This is a genomic window from Pseudomonas sp. H9 (assembly GCF_004353925.1).
Classification (GTDB): Bacteria; Pseudomonadota; Gammaproteobacteria; order Pseudomonadales; family Pseudomonadaceae; genus Aquipseudomonas.
This window is the reverse complement of sequence record NZ_SMOK01000004.1, coordinates 176,365-203,285: the sequence shown is the minus strand read 5'-3', so window position 1 is coordinate 203,285 and position 26,921 is coordinate 176,365. Positions and strand designations below refer to the sequence as shown.

21 protein-coding genes are annotated in these 26,921 nt (G+C 65.0%); 15 read left to right on the top strand and 6 right to left on the bottom strand.

Annotated elements, in window-relative coordinates; genetic code table 11:
- Nucleotide 1: 1 nt before the first annotated feature.
- The 8 genes from E1573_RS03300 (at nucleotide 2) to E1573_RS03265 (ending at nucleotide 10,440) form a co-directional block, all read left to right on the top strand.
- Nucleotides 2-2,377, top strand: a complete 2,376-nt coding sequence (locus E1573_RS03300; protein ID WP_177494561.1) for an RND family transporter — start codon at nucleotides 2-4, stop codon at nucleotides 2,375-2,377.
- 174 nt (nucleotides 2,378-2,551) lie between these two features.
- The gene (locus tag E1573_RS03295) at nucleotides 2,552-3,799 is read left to right on the top strand and encodes a helix-turn-helix transcriptional regulator (RefSeq protein WP_256659470.1); all 1,248 of its coding nucleotides are present in this window, start codon (nucleotides 2,552-2,554) and stop codon (nucleotides 3,797-3,799) included.
- A 149-nt stretch (nucleotides 3,800-3,948) separates the two neighbouring features.
- The gene (locus tag E1573_RS03290) at nucleotides 3,949-5,337 is read left to right on the top strand and encodes a DUF1329 domain-containing protein (RefSeq protein ID WP_133210638.1); all 1,389 of its coding nucleotides are present in this window, start codon (nucleotides 3,949-3,951) and stop codon (nucleotides 5,335-5,337) included.
- Nucleotides 5,338-5,433: 96 nt separating this feature from the next.
- Nucleotides 5,434-6,804: a DUF1329 domain-containing protein gene (locus tag E1573_RS03285; RefSeq protein WP_133210636.1), complete on the top strand. Its 1,371-nt coding sequence runs from the start codon at nucleotides 5,434-5,436 to the stop codon at nucleotides 6,802-6,804.
- A gap of 63 nt (nucleotides 6,805-6,867) precedes the next feature.
- Nucleotides 6,868-7,449: an EthD domain-containing protein gene (locus tag E1573_RS03280; protein WP_133210634.1), complete on the top strand. Its 582-nt coding sequence runs from the start codon at nucleotides 6,868-6,870 to the stop codon at nucleotides 7,447-7,449.
- A gap of 148 nt (nucleotides 7,450-7,597) precedes the next feature.
- On the top strand, nucleotides 7,598-8,644 hold the full coding sequence (locus tag E1573_RS03275; RefSeq protein ID WP_133210632.1) for a Rieske 2Fe-2S domain-containing protein: 1,047 nt from the start codon (nucleotides 7,598-7,600) through the stop codon (nucleotides 8,642-8,644).
- 117 nt (nucleotides 8,645-8,761) lie between these two features.
- Nucleotides 8,762-9,547, top strand: a complete 786-nt coding sequence (locus E1573_RS03270; protein ID WP_218568358.1) for an enoyl-CoA hydratase/isomerase family protein — start codon at nucleotides 8,762-8,764, stop codon at nucleotides 9,545-9,547.
- The gene (locus E1573_RS03265) at nucleotides 9,544-10,440 is read left to right on the top strand and encodes an alpha/beta fold hydrolase (RefSeq protein WP_133210628.1); all 897 of its coding nucleotides are present in this window, start codon (nucleotides 9,544-9,546) and stop codon (nucleotides 10,438-10,440) included. The genes E1573_RS03270 and E1573_RS03265 overlap by 4 nt, the downstream gene beginning before the upstream one ends.
- A gap of 53 nt (nucleotides 10,441-10,493) precedes the next feature.
- Here the strand turns inward: E1573_RS03265 and E1573_RS03260 are convergent, their stop codons facing one another.
- The 6 genes from E1573_RS03260 to E1573_RS03235 form a co-directional block, all read right to left on the bottom strand.
- Nucleotides 10,494-11,102 carry a TetR/AcrR family transcriptional regulator gene (locus E1573_RS03260; RefSeq protein ID WP_133210626.1) on the bottom strand — a complete coding sequence of 203 codons (609 nt, stop codon included), beginning with the start codon at nucleotides 11,100-11,102 and terminating at the stop codon, nucleotides 10,494-10,496.
- A gap of 77 nt (nucleotides 11,103-11,179) precedes the next feature.
- Complete coding sequence (gene dmpG / locus E1573_RS03255) at nucleotides 11,180-12,202, bottom strand: 4-hydroxy-2-oxovalerate aldolase (RefSeq protein ID WP_133210624.1); 1,023 nt, start codon at nucleotides 12,200-12,202, stop codon at nucleotides 11,180-11,182.
- Nucleotides 12,203-12,212: 10 nt separating this feature from the next.
- Nucleotides 12,213-13,112, bottom strand: coding sequence for an acetaldehyde dehydrogenase (acetylating) (locus E1573_RS03250; RefSeq protein ID WP_133210622.1), 900 nt, complete (start codon nucleotides 13,110-13,112; stop codon nucleotides 12,213-12,215).
- Between the two features lie 26 nt (nucleotides 13,113-13,138).
- Complete coding sequence (locus E1573_RS03245; RefSeq protein WP_133210620.1) at nucleotides 13,139-13,930, bottom strand: fumarylacetoacetate hydrolase family protein; 792 nt, start codon at nucleotides 13,928-13,930, stop codon at nucleotides 13,139-13,141.
- 68 nt (nucleotides 13,931-13,998) lie between these two features.
- Nucleotides 13,999-14,772, bottom strand: coding sequence for a glucose 1-dehydrogenase (locus tag E1573_RS03240; protein ID WP_133210618.1), 774 nt, complete (start codon nucleotides 14,770-14,772; stop codon nucleotides 13,999-14,001).
- 25 nt (nucleotides 14,773-14,797) lie between these two features.
- Nucleotides 14,798-15,775 (bottom strand): flavin reductase, encoded by a 978-nt coding sequence (locus E1573_RS03235; protein WP_133210616.1) that lies wholly within the window; start codon nucleotides 15,773-15,775, stop codon nucleotides 14,798-14,800.
- A 233-nt stretch (nucleotides 15,776-16,008) separates the two neighbouring features.
- Here E1573_RS03235 and E1573_RS03230 point away from each other — a divergent pair, with 233 nt between their 5' ends.
- The 7 genes from E1573_RS03230 to E1573_RS03200 all read left to right on the top strand — a co-directional run bounded on the left by E1573_RS03230 (nucleotide 16,009) and on the right by E1573_RS03200 (nucleotide 26,899).
- Complete coding sequence (locus E1573_RS03230; protein WP_133210614.1) at nucleotides 16,009-17,661, top strand: methyl-accepting chemotaxis protein; 1,653 nt, start codon at nucleotides 16,009-16,011, stop codon at nucleotides 17,659-17,661.
- 120 nt (nucleotides 17,662-17,781) lie between these two features.
- Nucleotides 17,782-18,969 (top strand): acyl-CoA dehydrogenase family protein, encoded by a 1,188-nt coding sequence (locus E1573_RS03225; protein WP_133210612.1) that lies wholly within the window; start codon nucleotides 17,782-17,784, stop codon nucleotides 18,967-18,969.
- 91 nt (nucleotides 18,970-19,060) lie between these two features.
- Nucleotides 19,061-20,770 carry an FAD-binding protein gene (locus tag E1573_RS03220; protein ID WP_133210610.1) on the top strand — a complete coding sequence of 570 codons (1,710 nt, stop codon included), beginning with the start codon at nucleotides 19,061-19,063 and terminating at the stop codon, nucleotides 20,768-20,770.
- A 10-nt stretch (nucleotides 20,771-20,780) separates the two neighbouring features.
- Nucleotides 20,781-22,478 (top strand): FAD-binding protein, encoded by a 1,698-nt coding sequence (locus E1573_RS03215; protein ID WP_133210608.1) that lies wholly within the window; start codon nucleotides 20,781-20,783, stop codon nucleotides 22,476-22,478.
- A gap of 14 nt (nucleotides 22,479-22,492) precedes the next feature.
- Nucleotides 22,493-23,515 (top strand): ferredoxin--NADP reductase, encoded by a 1,023-nt coding sequence (locus tag E1573_RS03210; RefSeq protein ID WP_133210606.1) that lies wholly within the window; start codon nucleotides 22,493-22,495, stop codon nucleotides 23,513-23,515.
- A 22-nt stretch (nucleotides 23,516-23,537) separates the two neighbouring features.
- Nucleotides 23,538-25,154, top strand: coding sequence for a FadD3 family acyl-CoA ligase (locus E1573_RS03205; protein WP_133210604.1), 1,617 nt, complete (start codon nucleotides 23,538-23,540; stop codon nucleotides 25,152-25,154).
- Between the two features lie 137 nt (nucleotides 25,155-25,291).
- Nucleotides 25,292-26,899, top strand: a complete 1,608-nt coding sequence (locus tag E1573_RS03200) for a DUF1302 domain-containing protein (protein ID WP_133210602.1) — start codon at nucleotides 25,292-25,294, stop codon at nucleotides 26,897-26,899.
- Nucleotides 26,900-26,921 lie beyond the last annotated feature (22 nt).

Below are 26,921 nucleotides of genomic sequence, written 5' to 3'. Positions count from 1 at the left end.
GATGATGCAGAACAAAACGTGGATAGAACGCGGGGTGGAGTGGAGCGCGGACCGGTTGATGCAATGGCGCCGGCCGCTGCTGGCGCTGTTCGTGCTGGTGACCCTGGCACTGGGTTACAGCGCCACCCAGGTGCGCCTGGATCCGGCGTTCAACAAGCAGATTCCGGTGCGTCACGAGTACATGCTGAACTTTCTCGATTTCAGTCGCATCTTCACCGGGGCCAACCGCCTGCTGGTGAATGTGCGCTGGAAGGGCGAGGGCGACATCTATAACCCGGAGTTCCTCAAGACCCTGCAGCAGGTGACCGACGATGTGTTCTTTATCTCCGGTGTCAGCCGCCCGAGCGTGACCTCGCTGTTCACTCCAAACGTGCGCTACATCGAGATCACCGAGGAGGGCTATGTCGGCGACCTGGTGGTGCCACCTCAGTACAGCGGCACTACCGAAGACCTGGAACAGGTGCGCAATAACGCCGCACGGTCCGGGCAGGTCGGTCGCCTGTTGGCCAATGACCTGAAGGCGGCGATGGTACGCGCCGACCTTCAGGACACCGATCCGAAGACTGGCGAGCCGGTGTCGTACACCGAGATCGCTGCCAGCCTGGAAGCGATCCGCGCCAAATACAACAGTGACAAGGTAGAGATCAACGTCGTCGGCTTCGCCAAGCTGGTGGGCGATGTGGTGGAGGGCCTGAACACCGTGATCGGGTTCTTCGCCATGGCCTTCGTCATCACCGCCGTGCTGTTGTGGATTTACGCTCGTTCGCTGAAGCTGACCCTGGTGTCGCTGGTAGTGGCGCTACTGCCGGTGGTGTGGCTGCTGGGCATCCTACCGCTGCTGGGGTTGGGCATCGACCCGATGTCGATCCTGGTGCCGTTCCTGATCTTCTCCATCGGCGTGTCTCACGCGGTGCAGATGACCAATGCCTGGAAGCAGGACGTGTTGCTGGGCAGCGACTCGGTCAGTGCGGCCCGTTCGGCCTTCTGCAAGATATTCATCCCCGGGGCCCTGGCGCTGCTGATGAACGCCTTGGGTTTCGCGGTGATCATGCTGATCGACATCCCCATCGTCCACGAACTGGGCGTGACCGCCTGCATTGGCGTGATGCTGATGATCATCACCAACAAGCTGATGCTGCCGATCATCATTTCTCACCTCAGCCTGGAGCGCAGCGCGCGTAACAGCAACCGGCCCGCATCGCTGGAGCGCCATCCGCTCTGGTGGCGGTTGTCGGCCCTGGCCGAGCCGGGCCCGGCACTGGTGGTGTTTGCTCTGAGCCTGGTGCTGCTTGGCTTCGGTGTGCTCAAGGCGCGCCAGCTGGAAGTCGGCGACATCGGCGCGGGTGCGCCGGAGCTGCGCAGCGATTCGCGCTACAACCAGGACAACGCGCAAATTCTCTCCAGCTACTCCATCGGCCTGGACGTGCTGGCGGTGTTCGTTGAGGTCAAAGGTATCGAGGAGGCCTGTCTGGACCCGCGAGTGATGCGCGCGGTGGAGACCTTCGACTTCGAGATGCGCAACGTTGCCGGGGTGCAGTCGGTACAGAGTGTTGCCGGCATGGGCAAGAGCGTGATCGCCGGCAATAACGAAGGTAATCCGCGCTGGGCGGCCATTCCGGGTTCCTCCCGTGGCCTGCAACAGGGCTCCCTGGCCTACTCGCCGGATCACGGCCTGGTGACCGACGGCTGCCAGCGCATGCAGATTCTGGTGTTCCTCACCGATCACGAAGGGGCCACGGTGTTCCATGTGGTTCAGGAGGCAAAGCGCATCATCGCCAGCATCGCGGTGCCGGAGGTGGAGTTCAAGCTGGCAGGCGGCAACGTTGGGGTGATGGCGGCGGCCAACGAGGCGGTCAAGCACGCTGAGGTGGTTATGCTGGCGGCGCTGTTCTGCTCGGTGGCGCTGTTCTGTCTGCTGACGTTCCGCTCCCTACGTGCGGTGCTGTGCATCCTGGTGCCGTTGGGCATTGTGGCAACACTATGCAACGCGCTGATGGCCATGCTCGGCATCGGTCTGAAGGTGGCCACCCTTCCGGTGATGGCCCTGGGGGTCGGAGTAGGGGTGGACTACGGCATCTACCTCTACGAGCGCATCCAGCATGAGATGGCCGAAGGCCGCGACCTGCGCAATGCCTTCTACCAAGCCATGTGCCAACGCGGTACCGCCGCGGTGTTCACCGCCATCACCATGTCCATCGGTGTTTGTACCTGGGCCTTCGCACCGCTGAAGTTCCAGGCCGACATGGGCGTGTTGCTGGCGTTCATGTTCCTGGTCAACGTGTTCGGCGCGATCTTTTTGCTGCCAGCGCTGGCGGCCTGGTTCAACCAGGGGCGGCCGCTGGTGCGCGCCGCCACGCCCGTCGCCGCACAGGCCTAGGGGCCGGGTGTGATGACGGCCCCCGTGATCGAAAGAAGAGATTGCGTTCCTGCCCGCAGTAGGTGAATTTTACCGAGAAGACGCCCGTGACATTCCCCGGTCCGGGCGCTGAATTACAAGAACAACAACAATAAAGGCGGGAGCGTGGCCCGCCCCGAAAAGAGGGAAACGACCTTGGATCTCGAAGTGGAGCAAGACCAGGTAGCGGCTAGCCTTGGCATCGGCCTGGCCGAATATGACCGGATCATCGATTGCATGTACGAGGCCGCGCTTGACCCCAGGGCTCTGGGGCGTGCATTGGGGCTGGTGCGAGGCCTGTTCCAGGCCAATTACGCCACCCTGATCCTGCGGGCCTCGGACGAACCCTGTCCGTCACCGATGATCGTGTCCGGCGACATCGAGGGCATCGGCGACCCGGATGGCGAAGTGATCTACTTCACCTATCACGACGACTCCAACCCCTTTGGCAACCTGACGCCGGACAAGGTCTTCACCATGGAAGACCTGATGAGCGACGCCGAGTGGTCCCGCTCAACTTACTACCTGATGTACTGTCACCCCTACAATGTGTTCCACACCCTGGGCGCCAACATCACCACGCCCGACGGCGGCACGCTGCGCTTTCGCATCAGCCGATCGCGTTCGGTGGGGCGCTTCAACGACCGCGACCGTAAACTCTGCGAACTGCTCCTGCCGCATCTGCGGCGGGCCATGCACATGTATTCGCTACTGGACCGCAGCGAATCTCTGGGGGTGCTCTATTCCCAGGCCATCGGTCGCCTGTCGGTGGCCACCATGGTCCTGGACCAGAGTGGCTCGGTGCTGGAACTCAACCCGGTGGCCCGCGAAATCCTTGCCAGCAACGATGGCTTGAAGTTGGTGGGCGGCCGCCTGGAGGCCACCTACCCCAGCGACAACCGCGAGTTGCAGCGGGTGCTACGTACCGCTTTCTCGCGCCAGACGGGTGAGGACAGCGGCGGTGAGGCCATGTCCATCTCGCGGCCTTCGGGCCAGGTCAGCCTGGGGGTGGTGGTGGAGAGTATCCCCTCCCAGGAACTGGTGGAGGGCAAGGGACGGCCGGCGGCAGTGGTGTACATCCGCGATGCGGTGAGCAAGTCGCTGGCCAGCACTGTGGTCACCAAACAGCTGTTCAACCTGACACCGGCGGAAACCTCCCTGGCACTGGAACTGGCCAACGGTCTGTCGTTGGAGGAGGCGGCGGAGGAACTGAACATCCGTCGCAACACGGCGCGGGCGCACCTGCGCTCGATCTTTTCGAAGACAGGGGTACGCCGCCAGACCGAGCTGGTACGCATCATGCTCAACAGCGTGATGGCCCTTGGCAGCCCGTCCAAACCCCTCGCCAAGCCACTGGTTCAACCGCAAGCGGCCCGTGGCGTCGGCCGCGTGGCCGGCCTTTAGAAACCTGGTGTGTCGCCTGCGGGCGGCACGTCACTCTGTTAGTCCGAGCGGACGATGCTGGCCGCTCTCCCTCCTGCGGATACTCGACTCAAGCGTAATGCGGCCACTCGGCCGCGCGGCTGATCGTCGATTCCAATAAGGAGAACAAAATGCGACGCAAACCCTCCCTCGGTATCTTCCTGAGCGCCGCGGTGGCGCTGCAGGCCTTCTCGGGCCTGGCCCGGGCGGAACTTCCCGCCGACCAGGTCGCCCGCCTGGGCAACGAACTGACCTGCTTCGGTGCCATCAAGGCCGGCAACGCCGATGGCAGCATCCCCGCATTCACCGGCAAATGGTCCGGCGCTCCAGACGGCGTTGACTTCAAGGGTACCGGTAATCACCCCCAGGACCCCTACACCAGCGAAAAACCGCTGTTCGAGATCACCGCGCAGAACATGGAAAAGTACGCAGCGCACCTCTCGGCGGGTCAGAAGGCTCTGTTCAAGCTCTACCCGCAGACCTTCCGCATGCCGGTGTACGCGACCCATCGCGACTTCACCTACAGCCAGGGCGTGTGCGATGCCACCCTGGAGAACGCCCGCATCGCCAAGCTGGTGAACAACGGCGAGGGTATCGAAGGGCGCGCTGGCGGGGTGTTCTTCCCGATTCCACAGAAAGCCGAGGAAATCCGCATGAACGCCACCATGGGTGGCCGCTATGCCTGGACGGAGGATTACATCTCCGACAACGCCTACGTACTCAAAGACGGCAAGATCAACTGGGGCCGCGTGCATTCGCGCAACATGGCGCCGGGTAACGAGCCGGGCAAGGTGATCTACACCAAGGACATGCCGGTGTCCTCCAACTACAACAACCTCACCATGCTGCCCCAGCGCGACAAGGGCGAGGTCAACACCGGCATCAGCTTCTGGGACTACGTGGGCGCGCCGGTCCAGAGCTGGCGCTACGATCCTGGCACCCGTCGGGTACGTCAGGCCCCGGGCTATGGCTATGACATGGCCTTCCCGGGCACCGGCGGTTCCATCACCGTGGACGAGGTGCGGGTGTTCAACGGCTCCGGTCAGCGCTACGACTGGAAGATCATCGGCAAGCAGGAGGTCTACGTGCCGGCGAACAACTACAGGATCCACTCCAAGGACCTGAAGTACACCGACATGCTCACCCCCAACCACGTCAACCCCGATGTGATGCGCTATGAGCTGCGCCGCGTCTGGGTGATCCAGGGCACCCTGAAACCCGGCTTCCGCCACCTCTACGCCAAACGTGACCTGTACATCGACGAAGACAGCTGGTTCGCCGTGATGGGCGATAACTACGACAACCGCGGCGAGCTGTGGCGTACCTCGATGCTCAACAGTATCCACTTGCCTGAGCTGCAGGGTTGGCAATCTGGCGTGGGCCTGTACCACGACCTCAACGCCGGCAGTTACCTGGCCTTCAACCTGATCAACGAGCAGCGCAAGGGCTACAGCCTCAACACGGGTAACGTGAGCTCTGGCGACTTCGGCCCCGAAGCCGCCCGCCGTCTGGGTCAGTGACCCGCCGCTCCCCGCCCCGGCGGGGAGTTCGCCTTCCCATCCGCGCATCTGTGCCGGCTCGCTGGCCGGGTGCCTTCGTATCGCAAGGAGATGAGAATGAACGAACTCTGTAAGGGTAGTTTGGCACTGGTGGTGGCGCTGTCGCTGTCCAGCCACAGTGTCGAGGCGTTGGCCAATGATGCGTCACGCCTGGGCAAGGACCTGACCTGCCTCGGGGCGGAGCAGGCCGGCAATGTCGATGGCAGTATTCCGGCGTTCAGCGGCAAATGGCTGGGAGCGCCGCCCCAGGTGAAGTTCGAAGGCACCGGCCATCATCCGGTCGATCCTTACCCGCAAGAGCAGCCGCTGTTCGTGATCTCGGCGCAGAACATGGCCGAGCACGAGCGCTTCCTCACCGATGGCATGAAGGCGTTGTTCAAGCTCTACCCGCAAACCTTCCGCATGCCGGTGTACCCCTCCCATCGCGATTTCCGCTTCGGCGACAGCGTGTGTCAGGCGACGCGGGCCAACGTTGGTTACGCCCATCTCACTGACGATGGCGAAGGCGTGGTGGCCAAGACCGGTGGCACACCGTTTCCCATCCCAGCCAATGGCCAGGAGTTGCTGAAGAACGCCTCGCTGTTCACCCTGCGCCCCTGGACCGAGGAGTACACCTCAGACAACGCCTATGTGCTCAAGGACGGCAAGGTCAACTGGGGCCGGGTCTACTCGAAGAACCTGGCCCCGCATCTGGCGCCGGGACATGTTGGCGATACACAGGGCGCATCGGCCTATTACCTCAATGAAACCCTGCTGCCACAGCGCGACAAGGGCGAAGTGAACACGGGCCTGGAGTTCTGGAACGACAAAACCGAGCCACGCCAGAGCTGGCGCTACGATCCGGGTACGCGCCGGGTACGTCAGGCGCCGGGCTACGGTTTCGACATGGCCTTCCCCGGCACCGGAGGGTCCATCACCGTGGATGAGGTACGTCTGTTCAACGGCTCGGGCCAGCGCTACGACTGGAAGATCGTCGGCAAGCAAGAGCTGTACATCCCCTACAACGCCTATCGCATCCATTCGCCGCAGCTCAAGTACGCCGACCTGCTCAAACCAGGCCATATCGACCCCACCTACATGCGCTACGAGAAGCATCGGGTATGGGTGCTGGAAGGCACGCTCAAGCCCAGCTACCGGCACCTGTATGGCAAGCGTCGGCTTTATGTGGATGAAGACACCTGGTTCCCCATCGTCGGCGACAACTACGACAACCGTGGCGAGCTGTGGCGTACCTCGATGCTCAACTTCTTCTACGCCTACGAGAGCCAGACACCTCAGGCTGGCGTCGGCCTGTATCACGACCTCAACGCCGGCACCTATCTGGCTTTCAACCTGATCAACGAACAGAACAAGGGCTACATCCTCAACCAGGGCAAGTTCTCCGCCCGCGACTACGGCCCCGAGGCCGCTCGCCGCGCGGGGCGCTGATCCCGTTCTCCAGGTCCCGGGGCCGTTCGCGCGCCCCGGGGCCACTTTCTCCCGGAGTCTGCAATGAAGTACCTCAGCCTGATCCGCCGCCGGGCCGACCTCGATCGCCCGGCGTTTCGCCGCTACTACGAAGAGGTCCACGCACCGCTGGCGCTGCGCTTCTTCCCGCCCCAGCTGTACCAACGCAACCATCTCGACGAGGCCGCAGAGTGGGATTTCGATTGCCTCAGCGAATTCGCCTATCCCGACGACTTCGACCCCATGCACGTGCTGGAGGGTGAAGCCGGCCCGCTGCTGGCCCAAGACGAGGCCAACTTCATCGCCCGTGAATTTACCCGCAGCGCCTGGGGGAGGACGCTGCGCAGCCACCAGCCTGGCGCCACTGGCGAGCGCCAGCGCGAACTCTGGCTGGTGCCCCATGGGGCTGGTGAACACAACCTGCTGGCCTGCTTCGAGAGGCTACTGCCTGCGTTGGTGCCGGGGCAGGGCGCTTGCTTGGAAATGCTCGAACCCTACTACTGCGAGTCCTTCCCCTTTGCCGCGCTGATCTCGTTTGAGGGGGTGTTCGCCGGGGCACTCGACCCGGAGCTGCAAGCACTGGGAACCCTGCGTCTGGCGGTCAGTTGCTGCCCCTCGCCGACCTGAGAATGGCTCCGGTTTGCCCTAGTCCAAGCGGAGGATGAGCGGGGGTGGGCGGTGCAGGAAGATACGCCCGCAGGATCACTTGCAAACCGTGAGGACTTTGCGGGGCGGGTGACTACCACCTTAGGGTTTCCATAAAGGAACAATAACGATGACGAAACTCGCTGAAATCAAGGTTGAATCTGCCCTGGAGAACTACCGCTACGCACGCGGCTGGCACTGCCTGGGTGACGCCGACCAGTACCGTAACGGTAAGCCGCACACCCTGGACGTGTTCGGCACCCGTCTGGTGGCCTTCGCCGACAGCACGGGCAAGATCAATATCCTCGACGCTTACTGTCCGCACATGGGCGCCGACCTGTCCCATGGCACGGTGGAGGGCGACCGCGTCGTCTGTCCTTTCCACCACTGGAAGTACGATGCCGGTGGCAAGTGCGTGGAGATTCCGTACTGCAAGCGCATCCCGCCCAAGGCCCGGACCAAGAGCTGGCTGACCTGCGAGGAGAACAACCTGCTGTTCGTGTGGAACAACCCCGAAGGCAATCCGCCCCGTGAAGGCGTGGTCATCCCGCACCTGCCGGAAATGGACAGTGACGAGTGGATCCACGAGTGGAACATCGACTCGATGCTGATCGAGACCAACCCGCGTGAGCTGGTGGACAACCTGGTGGATGCCCATCACTTCGGCCCGGTACATGGCACGCCGACGTCGTACTTCTCGAACATCTTCGAAGGCCACATTGGGCATCAGATTTTCCGTGGCGACTCCTCGCGTCTGGGCGGCGGCCTGAAGGCGGACTCGGCCTACTATGGCCCGGCCACCCACTTCACTCGCATCAGCTCCAACTTCGATGGCCTGGAGATCCACGCCATCCTGCTCAACAGCCATGTGCCCATCACCCCCAACAGCTTCCTGCTGCGCTTCGGCTGCATGGTCAAGCGGGTGCCGGGCTTCACCGATGAGCAGAACCGCAAGGTCGCGCTGGACTACGTCAAGGGCAACCGCGATTCCTTCTACCAGGATGTGGTCATCTGGCAGAACAAGATCCGCATCGACAAGCCGGTGCTGGCCGAGACCGACGGCCCGGTGTACCAGTTGCGGGAGTGGTACCAGCAGTTCTTCATGGATGAGGACCAGTTGCCCACGAGCATGGCCGAGCGCCGTGAGATCGTTACTGTGGACCTGGGCCAGTCCTGAGCCTTTACCCGGTAGGAGCGGGCTTGCCCCGCGATAGCGATGTGTCAGTCACATCAAATCGCGGGGCAAGCCCGCTCCTACCGGTTGCTCAGCCCCTTGTATTGGAGACGCAACCCTGTGAGTCAGTCGCCCCTTGTCATCGAACGCCAGTCGGCCGTGCTCCGGCTGCGCTTCAATCGCCCTGAAGTGCTCAACGCTCTGGATGTGCAACTCGCCCAGTGTCTACGCGAGGTTTTTCGCGAAATCGCCGTGGACCCGGACGTGCGCGTGGTGGTGCTTTCCGGCAGCGGGCGGGCCTTTATGGCAGGCGGTGACCTCAACGCGTTGCGCGCCGACCCAGTGGGCGCCGCCACGCGTCTGATCGAGCCTATGCACGAGGCCATTCGCCTGATCAGCGAACTGCCGCAGCCAGTGATCGCCAGTGTTCAGGGCGTCGCGGCAGGCGCCGGGCTCAGCCTGTTGCTGGCGGCGGACTTGGTGGTGGCGGCCGAGGAGGCGCGCTTCAACTTCGCCTACACCGATATCGGTACGTGCTGTGATGGCGGGGCATCCTGGTCTTTGCCTCGGGCAGTGGGTTTGCGCCAGGCCCTGAGCATTGCGCTGCTGGGGGAAGGCTTCAGCGCCGCCGAAGCCCTGCAGATGGGCATGCTCACCCGGGTAGTACCGCAGGCAGCACTGGATGAGGCAGTCAGCGACATGGCCAGACGTTTGGCCAGCCGAGAGCCTCACGCCTTGGCCCATCTCAAACGGCTGATGCGCGGCGCTTCGCAGCACAGTCTGGCCGAGCAACTGGAAGCTGAACACGCCGCCTTCGTCGACTGTGCCCGACGCCCTGAGTTCGTTGCCGCCATCGACGGCTTCTATGCAAGGCGCAGTGCCAGGGTGCAAGGGGTGGCCAAATGACGGGCGCGGCCTTTGACTGGCTGGCGCCACGTTTGCCGTCGCGCAGCGAGTACGTGGACTGTTGTGGGGTAACGCTGCACCTGCGTCACTGGGGTAACCCCGAGGCGCCTTTGGTTGTTCTGCTGCATGGCTGGATGGATTGCTCGGCCACCTACCAGTTTATGGTGGATGCCTGCACGCGAGACTGGCACTTCGTGGCCCTGGACTGGTGCGGCTATGGCCGCAGCGGCAGGCGGGCGAGCTATGCCTTTTTCGACTACTTGGTGGATCTGGATGCGTTGCTCGATCGGCTGTCGCCCGAAGAGCCGCTGTGTCTCGTGGCTCATAGCATGGGCGCCAACCTGGCCATGCTCTACGCGGCGTCCCGTCCGGAGCGAGTGAAGGCGTTGGTGAACATGGAAGGTATGGCCAGCTTGCCGGGCTATGACGACGGTGCACCGGGGGCGATCCTTCGGCACTGGCTGGACAGCCAGAAAGGCGGCCCCCGGCCTCTGCGCTATGCCAACAACATCGATCTTGCGAAGCGCCTGCTGCGGGCCAATCCCGGTCTGCCGGAAGCGGGGGCAGGGTTTCTCGCGCAGGCCTTATTGCATCCAGACGGGGACGGCGGACAGGTGCTCGCTGCCGATCCCAGGCTCTATCGGCAGGTGCCCTGGTATCCGAGCCAGGAGCAGGTGCTGGCGTTGTGGCGGGATATCCAGGCACGGGTGTTGTTTATCCTTGGGGAGCGCTCTTTCGTTCATGAGAGTTTTCAGGGCCGCGAGGCGTTGCTGCAGGAACGCCTGAATTGCATCAGAGATTCTCGTTGTCTGGTTATCCCCGGATCAGGACACAACATGCATCACGAGTCTGCTGCGCAGGTGGCTGGCGCGGTGGAAGCTTTTTTTGCATAGGCGCGAAGCCATCTGAACAACGTTTCTAAAAGCTGGCGGCAGATCATGCCTCTCTATAGCGCAACTCTTCCTGTGGCGCGCCTGGCCGCAGCGAGCGCACCGCCGATGAACAGGCCAAGGTGTTCGGCCAGGCCCTCGACGGGCAGGGCGGTCATTGCCCGAGGCCAACCGGACTGGCTCCGCAGCATGCCGATGCAGGCATGGCTGAGCCGGTTCAGGGTGATGGACGCAAGGCCCGGAGCATCTTCGGCGAGAATCGCCGTCAGGCATTGAACGTAGTCTTCACACAGGGCGTCGATGTGCGCGCGTTGTTCTTGCGACAGATTCGGACTCTCACGCTCCAGCAGGGTCAGGCGATGGCCTTGCCCGGCCTGGAACTCGACGTAGGCACACACGAAGCGGTGCAAGCGGTTGCCGGGTTTCCGTAGCTCGCTGCGGGTCACTGCGAGCAGGTCATGGAGCGTGTCTTCCATCAGTTCGAAGAGCAGGCTCTGCTTGCTTTCAATGTGGTTGTACAGCGAGCCCGGCTGTAGCTCCAGGTGGGTGGCAAGGTCGCGCAAACTGGTGGCCTGGTAGCCCTGGCTGCTGAACAGCTCCAGCGCCGCCTGGCGCAGGCGCTCCTGGGTAGCGGGACGCAGGTCCAGCGATCGCATGTGGTTCATGGCTGGGTTCTCGCGAGCAGGGCGCCGCACACGCCGGCAGCGTGCCGGGACGGCGGCGCACCTTGCGTTGTGGCGGGTCAGGCGCGTTGCTTGGCCAAGGTCATGGCGGTGTCTTCGATCATGTCTTCCTGGCCTCCGACCATACCGCGACGGCCCATCTCCACGAGGATCTCGCGAGCAGACACGCCGTACTTCTTCTCGGCGCGCTTGGCGAACAGCAGGAAGGAACCGTAGACCCCGGCGTAGCCCATGGTCAGGGCATCGCGGTCGCTGCGGATCGGGAAGTCCATGATCGGGAACACCCGATCCTCGGCCACGTCCTGGATGCCGAACACCGACACGCCGGTTTCGATGCCCATGCGGTCGCAGACCGCTACCAGCACTTCCATCGGTGTGTTGCCGGCACCGGCACCCAGGCCCGCGCACGCCGCGTCGATTCGATTGGCGCCAGCGGCGATGGCGGCGATTGAGTTGGACACCCCCATGGACAGGTTGTGGTGGCCGTGGAAGCCGATCTCGGTTTCCGGCTTGAGCACCGCGCGCAGGGCGGCCACGCGGGCGGCCACGTCCTCGGGCAACAGGTAGCCGGCCGAGTCGGTGATGTAGACGCAGTGGGCGCCGTAGGACTCCATCAGCAGCCCTTGGCGGGCCAGGCCCTCGGGGCTGTTCATGTGGGCCATCATCAGGAAGCCCACGGTATCCAGGCCGAGTTTGCGCGCCTGGGTGATGTGCTGTTCGGAGACGTCCGCCTCGGTGCAATGGGTGGCCACGCGCAGGGTGCTCACGCCCAGCTCGTGGGCCATCTTCAGATGGTCGACGGTGCCGATGCCGGGCAATAGCAGGGCCGAGACCTTCGCGCGCTTCATCAGCGGGATCACCGCCGAGAGGTACTGCTCGTCGGTGTGGGCAGGGAAGCCGTAGTTTACCGAGCGGCCGCCCAGGCCATCGCCGTGGGTCACTTCGATCAAGGGCACGCCGGCCTCGTCCAGGCCGGTGGCGATGTTGCGCATCTGCTCCAGGCTGATCTGGTGGCGCTTGGGGTGCATGCCGTCGCGCAGGCACATGTCGTGGACGGTGATTTTCTTGCCGCGAAGATCCATGGTGTGCTCCTTAGGCGGTTGCGGTGGCGTTGAGCAGGGATTCGGCGAACATCTCGGCGGTGCGCGCGGCGGCGGCGGTCATGATGTCCAGGTTGCCGGCGTACTTGGGCAGGTAATCGCCCAGGCCTTCCACTTCCATGAAAATTGACACCCGGTTGCCGTCGAACACCGGGCCGTTGACCAGGGTGTAGCCCGGCACGTACTTCTGTACCTCGCCGATCATGGCGTGGATCGCAGCGGTGATCCGTGCCTGATCCGGCTCGCCCTCGGTGAGGCAGTGCACGGTGTCACGCATGATCAGTGGCGGCTCGGCGGGGTTGATGATGATGATCGCCTTGCCTTCTTTCGCCCCGCCGACCTTCTCGATGGCACTGGCAGTGGTGCGGGTGAACTCGTCGATGTTCTTGCGGGTGCCCGGCCCCACGGATTTCGAGGCGGCGGTGGCGATGATCTCGGCGTAGGCCACCGGCTGTACGCTCGATACCGCAGCCACCAGCGGAATGGTGGCCTGGCCACCGCAGGTGACCATGTTGACGTTCATCGCACCGCTGGCCAGGTTGGCCTTGAGGTTCACCGGCGGCACGCAGTAGGGGCCGATGGCCGCCGGGGTCAGGTCGATCATCAGCACGCCCAGCTCATTGAGCTTGCGGCTGTTCTCGGCATGGACGTAGGCGCTGGTGGCGTCGAAGGCGATGCGGATATCGTCGGCTTCGATATGCGGCAGCAGGCCATCGACGCCGTCACTGGTGGTCTTCAGGCCGAGCTCGCGGGCTCGTATCAGTCCCTCGGAGCTGGCGTCGATGCCGACCATCCAAACCGGTTCCAGCACCGGGCTGCGCTTTAGTTTGTAGAGGAGGTCGGTGCCGATGTTGCCGGGCCCGATCAGGGCGCATTTGATCTTTTTGCTCATGGTGTTCTCCCGAGGTGAGGCGCCGGTCACTCGACGAAGCGCAGGCTGGATTGGCCGATGCCGCTGAGGCTCATGCCGATTTCGTCGCCGGGGCCGACCGGCACCAGCGGGGCCAGGGCGCCAGAGAGGATGACCTCGCCCTTGCGAAAGGGAATGCCGAAGGCGCCCAGGGTGTTGGCCAGCCAAGCCACGGCGGCGCATGGATGGCCCTGCACCGCGCTGCCCAGGCCGTTGCCAGCGGGCTGGCCATTGAGGGTCATGCGCAGCTCCACCGCCGCCAGGTCCAGTTCGCGTGGGTCGATGCGCTCGGTGCCCAGGCAGAACACGCCGCAAGAGGCGTTGTCGGCCACGGTGTCCTGGATGCGGATGCGCCAGTCGTGGATGCGCGAGTCGACGATTTCGAAGCAGGGCAGCACCCAACGGGTGGCTGCCAGCACGTCTTCGGCAGTGATGCCGGGGCCGCTGAGGTCCTCGCCGAGGATGAAGGCGATTTCGCCTTCGGCACGCGGCTGGATCAGCCGGTGCTCGGTGCAACTCACGGCACTGCCGTCGGCTACCTGCATGCGGTCGGTGAGGAAGCCGAAGTCCGGCTGGTGCACGTTGAGCATTTCCTGCACGGCGCGGCTGGTGACGCCGATTTTTTTGCCGATGACCCGCTCGCCGACCTGTTCACGGCGTTGCAGGAAACGCAGGGAGATGCGGTAGGCGTCGTCCAGGTCGATGCCGGGGTGGCGCTCGCTCAGGGGGGCCAGGGGCTGGCGGCCTTGTAGCGCGTGGAACAGCTCGTCGCCGAGCGCTTCGATCAGGTGGGCGTCCATAGGGGGCTCGCTCCGTTGCGTGGGAATAAAAAGGCCGGGCGCGGCGTGGCTAACCCGGCAAACCGATGTCAGCCGGGCCAGACGGTGGCGTCGGCGCCACCATCGACGTCGAGGATGCGCCCGGTGATCCAGCGCGACGCCGGGCTGGCGAGGAACAGCACTGCGGCGGCCATATCAGCAGGCTCGCCCAGGCAGCCGAGGGGGGTGTTGCGCTCCATGACCTCGCGCATGGCGTCGGGCATCACCCCGGCCAAGGCGTCGGTCAGGGTTGGCCCCGGGGCCACGGCGTTGACCCGTACCTGCGGCGCGAAGTCCTGGGCCAGCAGGCGGGTCAGCTGGTTGAGCGCAGCCTTGGCGGTGCCATAGGCACTGAAGTGGCGTTGGGCATAGCGCGCGGCCACCGAGCTGATGTTGACGATGTTGCCGCCGCCAGCTTCGCGCATCAGCGGCACGCACAGTTGGCTGAGGGCGTAGGCGCTGGTGACGTTGAATTCGAGCAGTTCGCTGAAGCGTTCGGGCGGCAGCTCCAGCGGGTCGTTAGGACCGCCGCCGCCGGCATTGTTGACCAGGTGGGTGAGGCGGCCCATGTAGTTGTGGGCGTCATGCACCAAGGCGCGGCGCTGCTCGGCGTCGGTGACGTCGCAGGCCACGGCCAAGGCGCGGCGGCCGAGCGCCCTGGCCTGTTCGGCCACGGTCTCGATCTCGTCCAGGGAACGGGCCGAACAAACGATATCGGCGCCAGCTTCGGCGCAGGCCAAAGCGATGGCGCGACCGATGCCGCGGCCGGCGCCGGTAACCAGGACGACACTGCCGTCCAGGCGGAATCGCTGCAGGATACTCATCGGGTCATCTCCGTAAAGGGCGCGCTCAGCGCGGGCCCCAGAGGTCGGGCAAGCCGACGTCGGTGGTGGTGATCAGGCGTTTGAGCAGCACTTTCAGGGCGTCTGCGTCGGCGGCACCGAGGCGGTCCACCAGGTCTTGCTCCACCGCCTTGGCCAGAGCGATTTCCTCCAGCGAGGTCTCACGGCCGGCGCCGGTGAGCACATAGCGGATCTCCCCTTCGATCGACTCCACCGCCACCAGGCCCTGCTTCTCCAGGAATCGCATGGTGGCCGGAGTGACCTCGAAGCCGGTGTAGGAGACGAAATTGTTCAACTCTTCCAGGCTCAACTGGTCGCGGATGCACAGCACCGAGAGAACGAAGAAGGCGTGCTCGTCCAACTGCTGGGAACTGAGCAGGCGGCGCAGGGCGTTGAGCATCTGGTAGTGGGCGCGACCCAGCAGGTAACCCAGCAGGTCTTCGGTATAGCTGCACTCCGGCGGTGGTGTGCTGCTCAGGCGTAGTTCCTGACGCGGCTTGCGCGTGGCCAGGGCGTACTGACCCGCCTGGAACGCCAGGGGCGAGCGCTCGCTGTGATCGAAGGCGAGCACTTCGCCAACGAAAATCACATGGTCGCCGCCCTCGTATTGAAAGGCGGTGCGGCACTGGAAGCGTGCGGTGCAGTCCTGCAGCAGCGGTGCCGGGGTGATGCCCTCGTCGAGGTCGACACCGGCGAACTTGTCCTCACCCTGGCGGGCGAAACGGCCGGACAGGGTCTCCTGCTCGTGCGACAGCACATGCACGTTCCAGTGCTTGCCGCTACTGAAGGCCGGCAGGCTGCGGGCGTTCTTGGCCAGGCTCCAGAGCACCATCGGCGGGTTCAGCGAAACCGAGTTGAAGCTGTTGGCGGTGATGCCCACCGGCTCACCGTCCTCACCACGGCTGGTGATGATGGTCACCCCCGTGGTGAAGGTGCCGAGGGCGGCGCGGAAGGACTGCGGGTCAAAACTGGTGTGTGCGGACATGGCAGGCTCTTGGGCTGGAATCTCGTGGTCGCAGTATCGATACCCGCCCCCCGCACAACATCGTCTCAACGGACTAGCGCAAAGAACCCTCTCTCGTCCGATCGGACGAGGCGACCACTCCGGCTTGTCGGCAACGTTCGCCGCGGACGCCGCCGGCCGGAGAAGGCAGCGCCAACAAGAAGCCGGCACCTGAGCGATGTCGGCCAAGCCGCTCACCAGCAGGGAACCTATCCATGTTCAATTCCATCACCATCGCCCAGCGCCTGTGGTTCTGGGCGCTACTCGCCAGCCTGCTGTTTTTCGTTGCCGTGGCCCTGGGGTGGCACGGCCTTTATCAAGCACGATCCAGCCTCAAGCAGGTGCACGATGAGCGCCTCAACGCCCTGCAGACCTTCGCCGAAGTGCGCCAGCGCCTGGATGACAACCGCCGCCTGGTACTGCTGGCCTTTCAGTACGACCCCAAAGGCACCCTGGTGCTGGCCCATGAGCGTCCGGTAGCTGTCCAGCTGGATGCCATCGACGCCAACAGCCGGGCCATCGCCGGGCTGTGGAAGACTTACCTGGCAGGGCCGCTGAGCGAGCGCGAGACAGCGCTGGCAAAGGCTTTTTCCAGCAGCTACGAGGAGTGGCTGGTGGAACTGGACAGCGTGGCCGCCTCCCTGCGCCTGGACGATTTTCGCAGCGACGGCATGCTCAGTTTCCTGCAGGTGGGCATGCCCCTCGGTGAGCAGGCCAGCCAAGCCCTGGACCAGTTGCAGAGCTATCAGCGCGAACGCACCGCGCAGGACTACCAAGCGGCGGAGAAACGCTACCGCATTGCGCTGGGCGCCTACCTGGCGCTGGCGGTGCTCGGTGTTCTGGCAGGCAGCGCGACCGCGCTGTCCACGCTGCGCCGCCTGCGTCTCGCCTTCGGGGTTGCCAGCGAGGCGCTGCGCACCATCGCCGACGGCGACCTGTCACGGCGGGTGCCGGAGCTGGGGCGCGACGAGTTCGGCCTAATGCTGCGCGACGTGGCGCAGATGCGCGACAACCTGCACCGGTTGATCGCCGAAATGCGCGAACAGGTCGAACGCCTCGGTATCGAGGCGCGGCAAATGGCTGGCGCGGCGGCCGGTGCCTCGCAAGCCAGCGAGCGTCAGGCCGAGGCGCTGGCCAGCATGAGCGCAGCGGTGCAGCAGCTGTCTCTGTCCATCGACGCGGTGGAAAGCCACGCCGACGACTCGCGCCACCTCACCGAAGAATCCGCCGGGCGTTCCGGTGAGAGCGCGGGCTTCATTCGCGAGATGGCCGAAGAGATGCAGCGCATTTCCCAGGTGGTGACCGAGACCGCCAGCCAGCTGCGTGAGCTGGAGGCGTGCTCGGGCGATATCAATGGTGTGCTCGGGGTGATCAAGGAAGTGGCCGAGCAGACCAACCTGCTGGCGCTGAACGCCGCCATCGAGGCGGCGCGGGCTGGCGAGCAGGGGAGGGGGTTCGCCGTGGTGGCCGACGAAGTGCGCCTGCTGGCCCAGCGCACCGGGCGCTCCATCAACGAGATCGGTGGCACCGTCGGAAGGATCCAGGATGGCATGCGCGACGTGGCCGTGAGCATGGAGCTGGCGGTGCGCCGGGTGGGTGATGGCGTAAACCTGGCGGGCAAGGCCGGCGGTTCGGTGGCGCAAATCCGCTTGGGCACAGAGCAGGTGATTCGCGCGGTGGACGATATCGGCAAGGTGCTCAAGTCCCAGGTGGCCGCCACACGCGAGATCGCCCAACAGGTGAAAGGGGTTTCGGCCGGCACAGGCGAACTGGCTGCCAACGCTGGGCGCAGCGCCGCTGCGGCGGCCGACCTGGACCGCCTGGCGGTCAGCCTGGAGCGACTCTCGGCGCGTTTCACCATCGCCTGAATGACGCAGCGCCAGCGGCGTTCCGACTAGTCCGCTTTGACGATGAAGGAAGTGCCCCAGCCTCCGATGATCGGCCCAGGCTTGCGCAGAAGGCGCACAGAACACAGGGAGACCCCACACATGACCGGCATTCGACACATGACCCCGCAAGAGATCGAACTGATTGAACGCGCCCGGCGCCTGGTGCCCGCACTCAAGGAGCGGGCGGCGCAGGCCGAGCGCGACTTCAAGGTGCCGGACGAAACCATCGTCCAGATGCACGAGGCCGGCCTGTTCCGTGCCCTGCAACCGAAGGCCTTCGGCGGCTTCGAAGTGGACTTGCGTACCTTTTTCGAAATTCAGATGACCCTGGCCGAGGGCTGCATGTCCACCGCCTGGATCTACGGTGTGGTGGGTGTGCATCCCTGGCAACTGGCGCGCTACCCGTTGGAGGCCCAGCGTGATGTGTGGGGCACCGACAGCTCGGTGCTGATCTCCTCCACCTACATGCCTTCGGCCCGTGTCACCCCGGTTGAAGGTGGTTATCGCATCAGCGGCCGTTGGGGTTTCTCCAGCGGCTCGGAGCACTGTCAGTGGGTGTTCCTCGGCGGCATCCTGCCGGCCGAAGGCGAGCTGCCCGCCGAGCACGGTACCTTCCTGCTGCCGCGCGCCGATTACCGCATCGAGCACAATTGGGACGTGCTGGGCCTGCGTGGCACTGGCAGCCACGATATCGTGGTCGAGGACGTGTTTGTGCCAGCCCACCGTGTGCAGCGCACCAACAACTTCTCTCTGGAAGCGACGCCGGGGCGCAAGATCAACACCAACCCGATTTACGGCATTCCCTTCGCCCAGGTGTTCACCCGTGCGGTGTCCACCTCCGCTATCGGTGCCTTGCAGGGTGCAATCAACGAGTTCCGCGCGGCCGCCGCCGGCCACGTCGGCAAGCACGGTATGCGCACCGCCGACGACCCCATGGCACAGACTGCCGTGGCCGAAGCAACGATTCTCGTCGACATGCTGCGCCTGGTGCTGGAGCGCAACTATGCGCACTTGCTGGACCTCTCCGGCAAGGGGGAGGTGCCGGACACCGATACCCGCCTGCTGTACCGCTTCCAGTCTTCCTACGTGACCAACGTCTGCGCCGAGAAGGTCAGCGAGCTGCTGCGCTGCATGGCCGCCAGCGGCTTGTACAGCAGCAACCCGGTGCAGCGGCTGTTCCGCGATCTGCACCAGGCCCGTGGGCACATCGCCAACAACTACATGCTCTACGGCAGATCCTTCGGCACCGTGCAACTGGGCCTACCCAACCCCGATCCCTTCGTCTGAGGCGTGGCGGGGCGCATGTCGCCCCGCCCCTCCCGCGTTCCGGCCGTGTCGCTGCGGCCAGCTTCGATCACAGCCAAAGGCATAACAATAAATGACGGCTCAAGCAGAAGTTCAGACCAGTTTCGACCTCATCGTCGTTGGCTCCGGTGCCGGCGCCATGACTGCCGCGGTGTTTGCCGCCGACCACGGGCTTTCCGTACTGGTGGTGGAGAAGAGCAACCAGTTCGGTGGCACGTCGGCGATCTCCGGTGGCGGCATCTGGATTCCGAACAACCACCACTTCATTGCCAAGGGTGGCAACGACAGCGTCGACAAGGCCTGGACCTACCTCAAGGCGGCCGTGGGCGAGCGGGTCGACGAGAAGCGCTTGCGCACCTACCTGGAGCAGGCGCCGAAGATGGTCGGCGAGCTGGAAGCCCGCAGCCGGGTGCGCTTCGCCGTCGCCGACAAGTATCCCGACTATTACCCGCACTTGCCCGGTTCGCTGGCCGGTGGGCGTTCTCTGGATCCGGAGATTTTCGACGCCAGTGTGCTGGAGGACGAGTTCAACAACATGCGTCCGGCCTCAGCCACCACCCTGCTGATGGGCAAGATCGCCTGGACCGCGCGTCAGGCCCACAAAGCCATGTCACGCAGTTTTGGCTGGAGGCTGATGCTGCTCTGGCTGATGCTGCGCTACAAGCTGGACTTCAGTTGGCGGCGCAAGAGTGAGCTGGACCGCCGCACAGCCCTGGGTGCTTCGCTGGTGGCGTCGCTGCGCCGCTCGTTGATGGATCGTGGCGTGCCATTGTGGCTGAACACCGATTTTCGCGAGCTGACCATGGACGCCGGACGCGTCGCCGGTGTGCGCGTGCACTGTGGCGGCCGCGAGCTGGAACTCAAGGCCCGCTTGGGGGTGATTCTGGCCAGCGGTGGTTTCGAGCAGAACCAGGCGCTGCGTGAGCGCTACCTGCCGCAGCCCACGCGTCGTGAGTGGAGCGCCACGCCACCGGGCAACAACACTGGCGCGGCGCTGGAGGCCGCTCAAGCCCTCGGCGCGGCCACCGACTTGATGGAATGGGGCTGGTGGGCGCCGACCATCGCCGTGCCGGGTGAGGAGAAACCCCGGCCGATTTTCGCCGAACGCGCATTCCCCGGTGCCATCGTGGTCAACGCCAAGGGTCGGCGCTTCGTCAACGAGGCGGCGCCTTACCTCGAGTTCGTCGACGCCATGTACCGCGATCAGCAGGCCAGCGAGGGCGGCTCGATTCCGGCCTGGGTGGTATTCGATTCGCGCTTTCGCTTCAGCTATGCCATGGGCCCGCTGATGCCAGCGCAGATCATGCCCGACAGCCGTCTGCCGCAAGCGTGGTTGAACAGCCTTTACTACCGAGCCGACAGCCTGGACGCACTGGCCGCACAGATCGGCGTCGATGCGCCAGGCCTGAAAGCCACTGTCGAGCGCTTCAATGGCTTCGCCCTCAGCGGCGAGGACATCGATTTTGGCCGGGGCGGCAACGTCTTCGACCGTTACTACGGCAGCGTCGACGTCAAGCCCAACCCCTGCCTCGCCCCGTTGGCCAAAGGGCCGTACTACGCCATGCGTATCGACGCCGGCGACATCGGCACCAAGGGCGGCCTGCTGACCAACGAACATGCTCAGGTGCTGCGCGAGGACGGCCAGCCCATCGCTGGCCTTTACGCCATCGGCAACACCTCGGCCTCGGTGCTCGGCACCACCTATCCGGGGGCCGGGGGCACCCTGGGCCCAGCCATGACCTTCGGTTATGTCGCCGCCAACCATATCGCCGGCCAGCGTTGAGGAGACGTCCATGAGCAAGCACCAAGGCAGCAGTGTCACGGAAATCCTCCAGCCGCTGTACATCGACGACGCCGACGGCCAGCACTGGGATGAGCAGTGTGAACTGCTGGTGGTGGGTTGGGGCGCAGCAGGCGCCTGCACCGCGCTGGAAGGCCATGCACAGGGCCTGGACGTGTTGATTGCCGACCGCTTCCAGGGTGGTGGCGCCAGCGCCAAGAGCGGCGGGGTGGTCTACGCCGGCGGTGGTACGCGCCAGCAACGGGCTGCCGGTTTTCGCGACACTCCCGAAGCCATGCTCGACTACCTGCGCCACGAAACTCAGGGCGTGGTCAGCGATGCCACCCTCAAGCGCTTCTGTGACGAAAGCGTGGCCAACCTGGCCTGGCTGGAAGGCCACGGGGCCCGCTACGAACACAGCATGCCGCCGGGCGGCGGCAAAACCTCTTACCCGAAAGATGGCTACTTCCTCTACTACTCCGGCAACGAACTGGTGCCCTCGCATCGCGGCGAGCACGACCCCGCGCCGCGCGGCCATCGCACCGTGGCCAAGGGACAGAGCGGCCAAGCGCTGTTCGGCCATTTACGGGACGCCTGCTTGCGCGCCGGCATCCGCACCCGCTTGCAATCGGCGATCCGTCGCCTGGTGCTGGATTGTGGCGGCCGGGTGGTTGGTGCCGAACTCTGGACGTTGCCGGCCGGCAGCTCGGTGGCAAAGAAGCACGCTCGCCTGGCCGAGCGTGCCGAGCGCCTGCAAAACTTCCGCCCGGCCCATTGCGACGGCCTGCGTGCGCAGCTCAGCCAGATCGAGCGTGAGCACGCCCGGCCGCTGCTGGTGCGCGCCCGCCAGGGCGTGGTGCTGTCCACAGGTGGCTTCATTTTCAACCCGCAAATGATGCGCGAGCACGCGCGCAAGTACCTGCGCAACTTCAAGGTGGGCGCCACCGGCTGTGATGGTTCGGCGGTGCGCTTGGGCGCTACCGTCGGCGCCGCCAGCGAGCGCCTGGGCCAGGTGTCTGCCTGGCGCTTTCTCAATCCGCCGCTGTGCTGGCCCAAGGGCGTGGTAGTCAACCGCCAGGGCCAGCGCTTCTGCAACGAGGAAGTCTACGGTGCCACCCTCGGCGCGCCGCTGTGCGAGGATCACGGCGGTGATGGCTGGCTGGTACTGGATCGCAAATTACGCCGCCAAGCGCTGTGGGAGACCCTGACCGGCGGCTACTGGTGGTTCCAGACAGTGCCCGCGCTACTGCTGATGCTGAGCGCACGCAAGGGCCGAACCCCGGAAGAACTGGCTCGGGCCGCCGGAATGGACGCCGCCACCTTTGGCCGCACCCTGGCCGACAACAACGCCGCAGCGCGTGGGCTGATAGACGATCCGCAGGGCAAGTCCGCGTACAGCCGCCAGGTGCTGGATCAGGGGCCGTTCTACGCCTGCGACATCTCGGCGGGCAACCAGGCCTACCCCATGGGTGGCCTGACCCTTGGCGGCCTGCGGGTGGCTGAAGACAGCGGTGCGGTGCTGAGTGCCGAGGGCAAGGCCATTCCCGGCCTGTATGCCGTCGGCCGCGCGGCCATCGGCGTCGCTTCCAATCTCTACGTCAGCGGCCTTTCCCTGGCCGACTGCGTGTTTTCCGGCCGCCGCGCCGCCCGTGCGGTGGCGCAAGCCCGGCCCGTGGCGCAGGCGCCGCGCGCGGCCACCGCTTGTTCCTGATGAGTACCGCAACCATGAACAATTACCTGACACTGCGGGTGGCCCGGGTGGTCGAAGAGACTGCCGATGCCCGCTCCCTGATCTTCGACCTGCCGGCCGAACTGGCGGCGGATTTCCGCTACCAGCCGGGGCAGTTCCTCACCCTGCGCGTGCCCCATGACGAGGACTGGCTGCCACGCTGCTACTCGTTGTCGAGTACGCCGCTGTTGGACGAGCCGCTGCGGGTCACCGTCAAACGAGTGGCCGATGGCCGTGCCTCCAACTGGCTGTGCGGCGAGCTGCAAGCGGGTGACCAGCTGCAGGTCATGCGCCCGGCCGGGGTGTTCGTGCCGCGTCGGCTGGATGGTGACCTGCTGCTATTCGGTGGCGGCAGCGGGGTGACGCCAGTGCTGTCGATCCTGCGCTCGGCGCTGCTGGCCGGGCAGGGTCGCATCCTGCTGATCTACGCCAACCGCGACGAGTCCTCGGTGATCTTCCGTGACGAGCTGAAGGCCCTGGCCAGTGCCCATCCGTCGCGGCTGCAAGTGGTGCATTGGCTGGACTCGGTGCAGGGCATTCCCAGCGTGGCCCAACTGGCCGAGCTGGCGCGTCCCTTCGCTGCGGCCGAGGCCTTCATCTGCGGGCCGGGGCCATTTATGGACGCTTCCGTGGCGGCTCTCGCGCAGTTGGATATGCCCAAAGCCCGTATCCACGTCGAGCGCTTCGTCTCCCTGCCGGGGGAGGGCGAGGTGGTCGAGGTGGCGGCCAGCGACGCCGCGATGGCGGCTCGCGTGACCGTCGATCTGGACGGCGAGCGCCACGAGCTGGAGTGCCGCAGCGGCGAGACGTTGCTGCTGGCCATGGAGCGTGCCGGGCTCAACCCGCCCAGTGCCTGTCGCGTCGGCGGCTGCGCCTCGTGCATGTGCACCCTGGCCGAGGGCAGCGTCGAGTTGCTGATCAACGACGCGCTGGATGCTGGCGAACTGGCCGAGGGCTGGGTGCTGTCCTGCCAAGCCGTGCCCACCAGCGACGCGCTGCATATCCGTTTCCCCGAATGACCCGTAAGGCGAGCCTTTCGCGATGACTCAGACTGCCCAATCCGCCCGTTCCCTCCAGGAACGCTTCCAGCCCGACTCGATTCCCGCTCTGCTCTTCGCCGCCGCACGGCGCTACGGCGACCGCGCAGCCATAGAGGAGAACGGCGAGGCCATCGCCTATGCCGAGTTGCCAGCGCGTGTACTGCAGGTGACCCGGGCGCTGCTGGCCCGAGGCATCGAACCTGGCGACCGGGTCGCCATCTGGGCGCCCAACAGCCGTGACTGGGTGCTCGCTGCCCTTGGCCTGCATTGCGCTGGCGCCGTGCTGGTGCCAGTGAACACGCGTATGAAGGGCGTTGAGGCCGCCGATATCCTTGAGCGCAGCGGCACACGCTTGCTGTTTGTTCAGGGCGAGTTCCTTGGCGTCGACTACCCAGCGCTGCTTGAACCCCACCGCCCGGCCAACCTCGAACACCTGGTGCTGCTCGGCGCCGAGACGCCCGCGCCCGGTCGCCTCGGCTGGGAGGCGTTCCTCGCTGGCGGCGCCCAAGTGGCCGTCGACGCGGCGCGAGAGCGGGCCGAATCAGTACGTGCCGAGCACCTTTCGGACCTGCTGTTCACCTCCGGCACCACTGGCAAGCCAAAGGGCGTGATGAGCGCCCACGGGCAGAACGTGCGGGCCTTCGGCGAGTTCGTCAAGGTGCTCGGGCTGGTGCCCGGCGACCGCTACCTCATCGTCAATCCGTTCTTCCACGCTTTCGGCTACAAGGCCGGCTGGCTCACCTGCCTGCTGGCCGGAGCGACCATTCTGCCGCACCCGGTGTTCGACGCCGACGCAGTGTTCCGCCGCATCGCCGAGGAACGTATCAGTGTGCTGCCGGGGCCGCCCACCCTGTACTTGTCCATGCTCGCCCACCCAGGCCTGGCCGAGACCGACCTGTCGTCGTTGCGAGTGGCGGTGACCGGTGCTTCGACCATACCGCCGGTGCTGATCCAGCGCATGCGTGAGGAACTTGGCCTGCAGGTGGTCACTACCGCCTACGGCCTCACCGAATGCGGCGGACTGGCGACCATTTGCGACCCCACCGATGACCCCGAGGTCATCGCCGGCACCAGTGGCAAGGCCATCGCCGGCACCGAGGTGAGCATCCGCGATGCCGACAGTCGCGCGCTGGCCGTCGGTGAGACCGGGGAAATCTGCTTGCGTGGTTTCCACGTTATGCAGGGCTACTTCCAGAACCCCGAGGCCACGGCGCAAACCATTGACGCCGATGGCTGGTTGCACACGGGCGACGTCGGCAGCCTCGACGCCGCCGGCAACTTGCGCATCACCGACCGGCTCAAGGACATGTTCATTGTCGGCGGCTTCAACTGCTACCCGGCAGAGATCGAGGCCGGTTTGCTGGAGCACCCGGCCATCGCCCAAGTGGCGGTAATCGGCGTGCCCGACGAGCGCATGGGGGAGGTGGGCTGCGCCTGCGTGGTGCTGCACGAGGGGCAGCGGCTGGACGAGGCCGGGCTGATCGGCTGGAGCCGTGAGCGCATGGCCAATTACAAGGTGCCGCGCCTGGTGCGCTTCTTCCCCGTGCTGCCGCTCAACCCCTCGAACAAGGTGGCCAAGAACGAGCTGCGTGCTCACGTGACAAGCCAGGGTGCATGACCGGACTAGCTCGAATGGAGGATGTGCCGCCCTCGCAGGTTTTCCACACTGCGGGGGCGTCCAGTGGAGCCTGCGGGCGGCCACGGCCTTTCGTAGGGGCGGGAATTCGAGTGCAAAACAACAATAAGGATAAAACCATGTGCAAGAAAGAATTGGGGAGGGGGTACGTCCCCGGCATACTCGGCCTGACGCTGGCCCTGGCCAACGCAAGCGCGGTGGCCGGACCGACCATCGAGCTGGGTGAAGAGACCACTCTGGACTCGACCCTGACCGTCAACTACACCGCCTCGGTGCGTACTGGCAAGCAGGCCAACCAGTACCTCGACAGCCTGAACAACGACGACAGCACCCGCAACTTCGACCGTGGTGCGTTGATCACCAACCGTGTCAGCCTGTTCGGCGAGCTCATGCTCGCTCACCAGAACCTCGGCGCGGTGGTGCGCGGTAGTCACTTCTACGACGACGTCTACCACAACCGCAACGACAACGATTCGCCCGACACAGTGAACAAAACGGGCCGTTACGATGCCTTCATCAGCGACACCCGCCGCTACAGCGGCAGCAAGGCGCGCCTGCTGGACGCCTACGTCTACGGCAACTTCGATGTGTTCGACAGCCAGTACCTGTCGGTCAAGGCTGGCCGCCACCTGGTGGCCTGGGGCGAGAGCCTATTCTGGCCGAACATCAGCCAGGGCCAGGCGCCGGTGGACGCCACCAAGTTCAACGTGCCCGGCACCGAAGCCAAAGACGCCTACCTGCCGGTGGGGCAGATCTCCGGTTCCTGGTCGCTGAACGAAGACCTCGCGCTGCTCGCCTATTACCAGTACGAATGGGACGAGACGCAGATCAACCCGGTGGGCGACTACTTCAACGGCAACGACATCTATGGCCCCGGTGCCGAGTTCTTCCGCTTCGCCGCGGGTGACCCAAGCCTTACGGCGTTGGCCTTCGCTGGCCGTGACAAGCCCCGTGACAGCGGCCAGTGGGGTGTCGGCGCGCGCTACCGGCTGACCGAGAGCACCGAGGTAGGCTTGTTCCACTATCGCTACCACGAGCGACTTGGCGCGCTGTTCTTCAACTTTGGTGGCGACACCCAGTACTCCACCCTGGACAGCGTCGTGGCCGCCGGCACCTACAAGGTCGGCTTCTTCGAGGACGTAGACCTGACCGGCCTGAGCTTCAGCTCGAAGATCGGCGACTCGGTGCAGTTCGCCGGCGATCTCAGCTACCGTGACGGCTCGGCGGTATACCTGGACAACGGCGCCCCGGCCCGTGGCCAGGTGTGGCAGGGCAACCTCAACGCCATGTACATGATCGGCCCATCCTGGCTGGCGCAACAAACCTCGGTGTTCGGCGAGGTGATGCACCAGTACATCGAAGACGTGGACCCAGTGAGCGTCAGCGTCGGCGGCTTCACTGTCGGCAGCTTCGATAACTTCGTCTATGACGGCCAGACCCGTGGCTCGACGCTGTTTGGTATCGGCGCGCAAATGGACTACCCGGGCGTGTTCAGTGGCTGGGACCTGATCACCAAAGCCAACTGGCAGCAGAACATCGACGGCAGCGCCATCCAGGGCATCGGCCGCGAGGAGAAGCGCATGACCCTCGGCGCGGACCTCAAGTACCTGGGCAACTTCCAGGTGGGCCTGACTTACGTCGACTACCTCAGCTCGCCTAACGTTGCCATGGGCCGCCTGCTTGCAGACCGCGACTACCTGTCGTTCAACGCCAAGTACAGCTTCTGAAGCTGTTCCCCGGTCGCGGCTT

What these genes read in the sequence shown, in the direction of transcription:
- E1573_RS03220 (WP_133210610.1), top strand. Translation starts at nt 19,061, where the DNA reads ATGACGGCTCAAGCAGAAGTTCAGACCAGTTTCGACCTCATCGTCGTT.
- E1573_RS03230 (WP_133210614.1), top strand. Translation starts at nt 16,009, where the DNA reads ATGTTCAATTCCATCACCATCGCCCAGCGCCTGTGGTTCTGGGCGCTA.
- E1573_RS03260 (WP_133210626.1), bottom strand. Translation starts at nt 11,102, where the DNA reads ATGAACCACATGCGATCGCTGGACCTGCGTCCCGCTACCCAGGAGCGC.
- E1573_RS03285 (WP_133210636.1), top strand. Translation starts at nt 5,434, where the DNA reads ATGAACGAACTCTGTAAGGGTAGTTTGGCACTGGTGGTGGCGCTGTCG.
- E1573_RS03225 (WP_133210612.1), top strand. Translation starts at nt 17,782, where the DNA reads ATGACCGGCATTCGACACATGACCCCGCAAGAGATCGAACTGATTGAA.
- E1573_RS03240 (WP_133210618.1), bottom strand. Translation starts at nt 14,772, where the DNA reads ATGAGTATCCTGCAGCGATTCCGCCTGGACGGCAGTGTCGTCCTGGTT.
- E1573_RS03250 (WP_133210622.1), bottom strand. Translation starts at nt 13,112, where the DNA reads ATGAGCAAAAAGATCAAATGCGCCCTGATCGGGCCCGGCAACATCGGC.
- E1573_RS03290 (WP_133210638.1), top strand. Translation starts at nt 3,949, where the DNA reads ATGCGACGCAAACCCTCCCTCGGTATCTTCCTGAGCGCCGCGGTGGCG.
- E1573_RS03235 (WP_133210616.1), bottom strand. Translation starts at nt 15,775, where the DNA reads ATGTCCGCACACACCAGTTTTGACCCGCAGTCCTTCCGCGCCGCCCTC.
- E1573_RS03215 (WP_133210608.1), top strand. Translation starts at nt 20,781, where the DNA reads ATGAGCAAGCACCAAGGCAGCAGTGTCACGGAAATCCTCCAGCCGCTG.
- dmpG (WP_133210624.1), bottom strand. Translation starts at nt 12,202, where the DNA reads ATGGATCTTCGCGGCAAGAAAATCACCGTCCACGACATGTGCCTGCGC.
- E1573_RS03210 (WP_133210606.1), top strand. Translation starts at nt 22,493, where the DNA reads ATGAACAATTACCTGACACTGCGGGTGGCCCGGGTGGTCGAAGAGACT.
- E1573_RS03245 (WP_133210620.1), bottom strand. Translation starts at nt 13,930, where the DNA reads ATGGACGCCCACCTGATCGAAGCGCTCGGCGACGAGCTGTTCCACGCG.
- E1573_RS03275 (WP_133210632.1), top strand. Translation starts at nt 7,598, where the DNA reads ATGACGAAACTCGCTGAAATCAAGGTTGAATCTGCCCTGGAGAACTAC.
- E1573_RS03200 (WP_133210602.1), top strand. Translation starts at nt 25,292, where the DNA reads ATGTGCAAGAAAGAATTGGGGAGGGGGTACGTCCCCGGCATACTCGGC.
- E1573_RS03300 (WP_177494561.1), top strand. Translation starts at nt 2, where the DNA reads ATGATGCAGAACAAAACGTGGATAGAACGCGGGGTGGAGTGGAGCGCG.
- E1573_RS03265 (WP_133210628.1), top strand. Translation starts at nt 9,544, where the DNA reads ATGACGGGCGCGGCCTTTGACTGGCTGGCGCCACGTTTGCCGTCGCGC.
- E1573_RS03280 (WP_133210634.1), top strand. Translation starts at nt 6,868, where the DNA reads ATGAAGTACCTCAGCCTGATCCGCCGCCGGGCCGACCTCGATCGCCCG.
- E1573_RS03205 (WP_133210604.1), top strand. Translation starts at nt 23,538, where the DNA reads ATGACTCAGACTGCCCAATCCGCCCGTTCCCTCCAGGAACGCTTCCAG.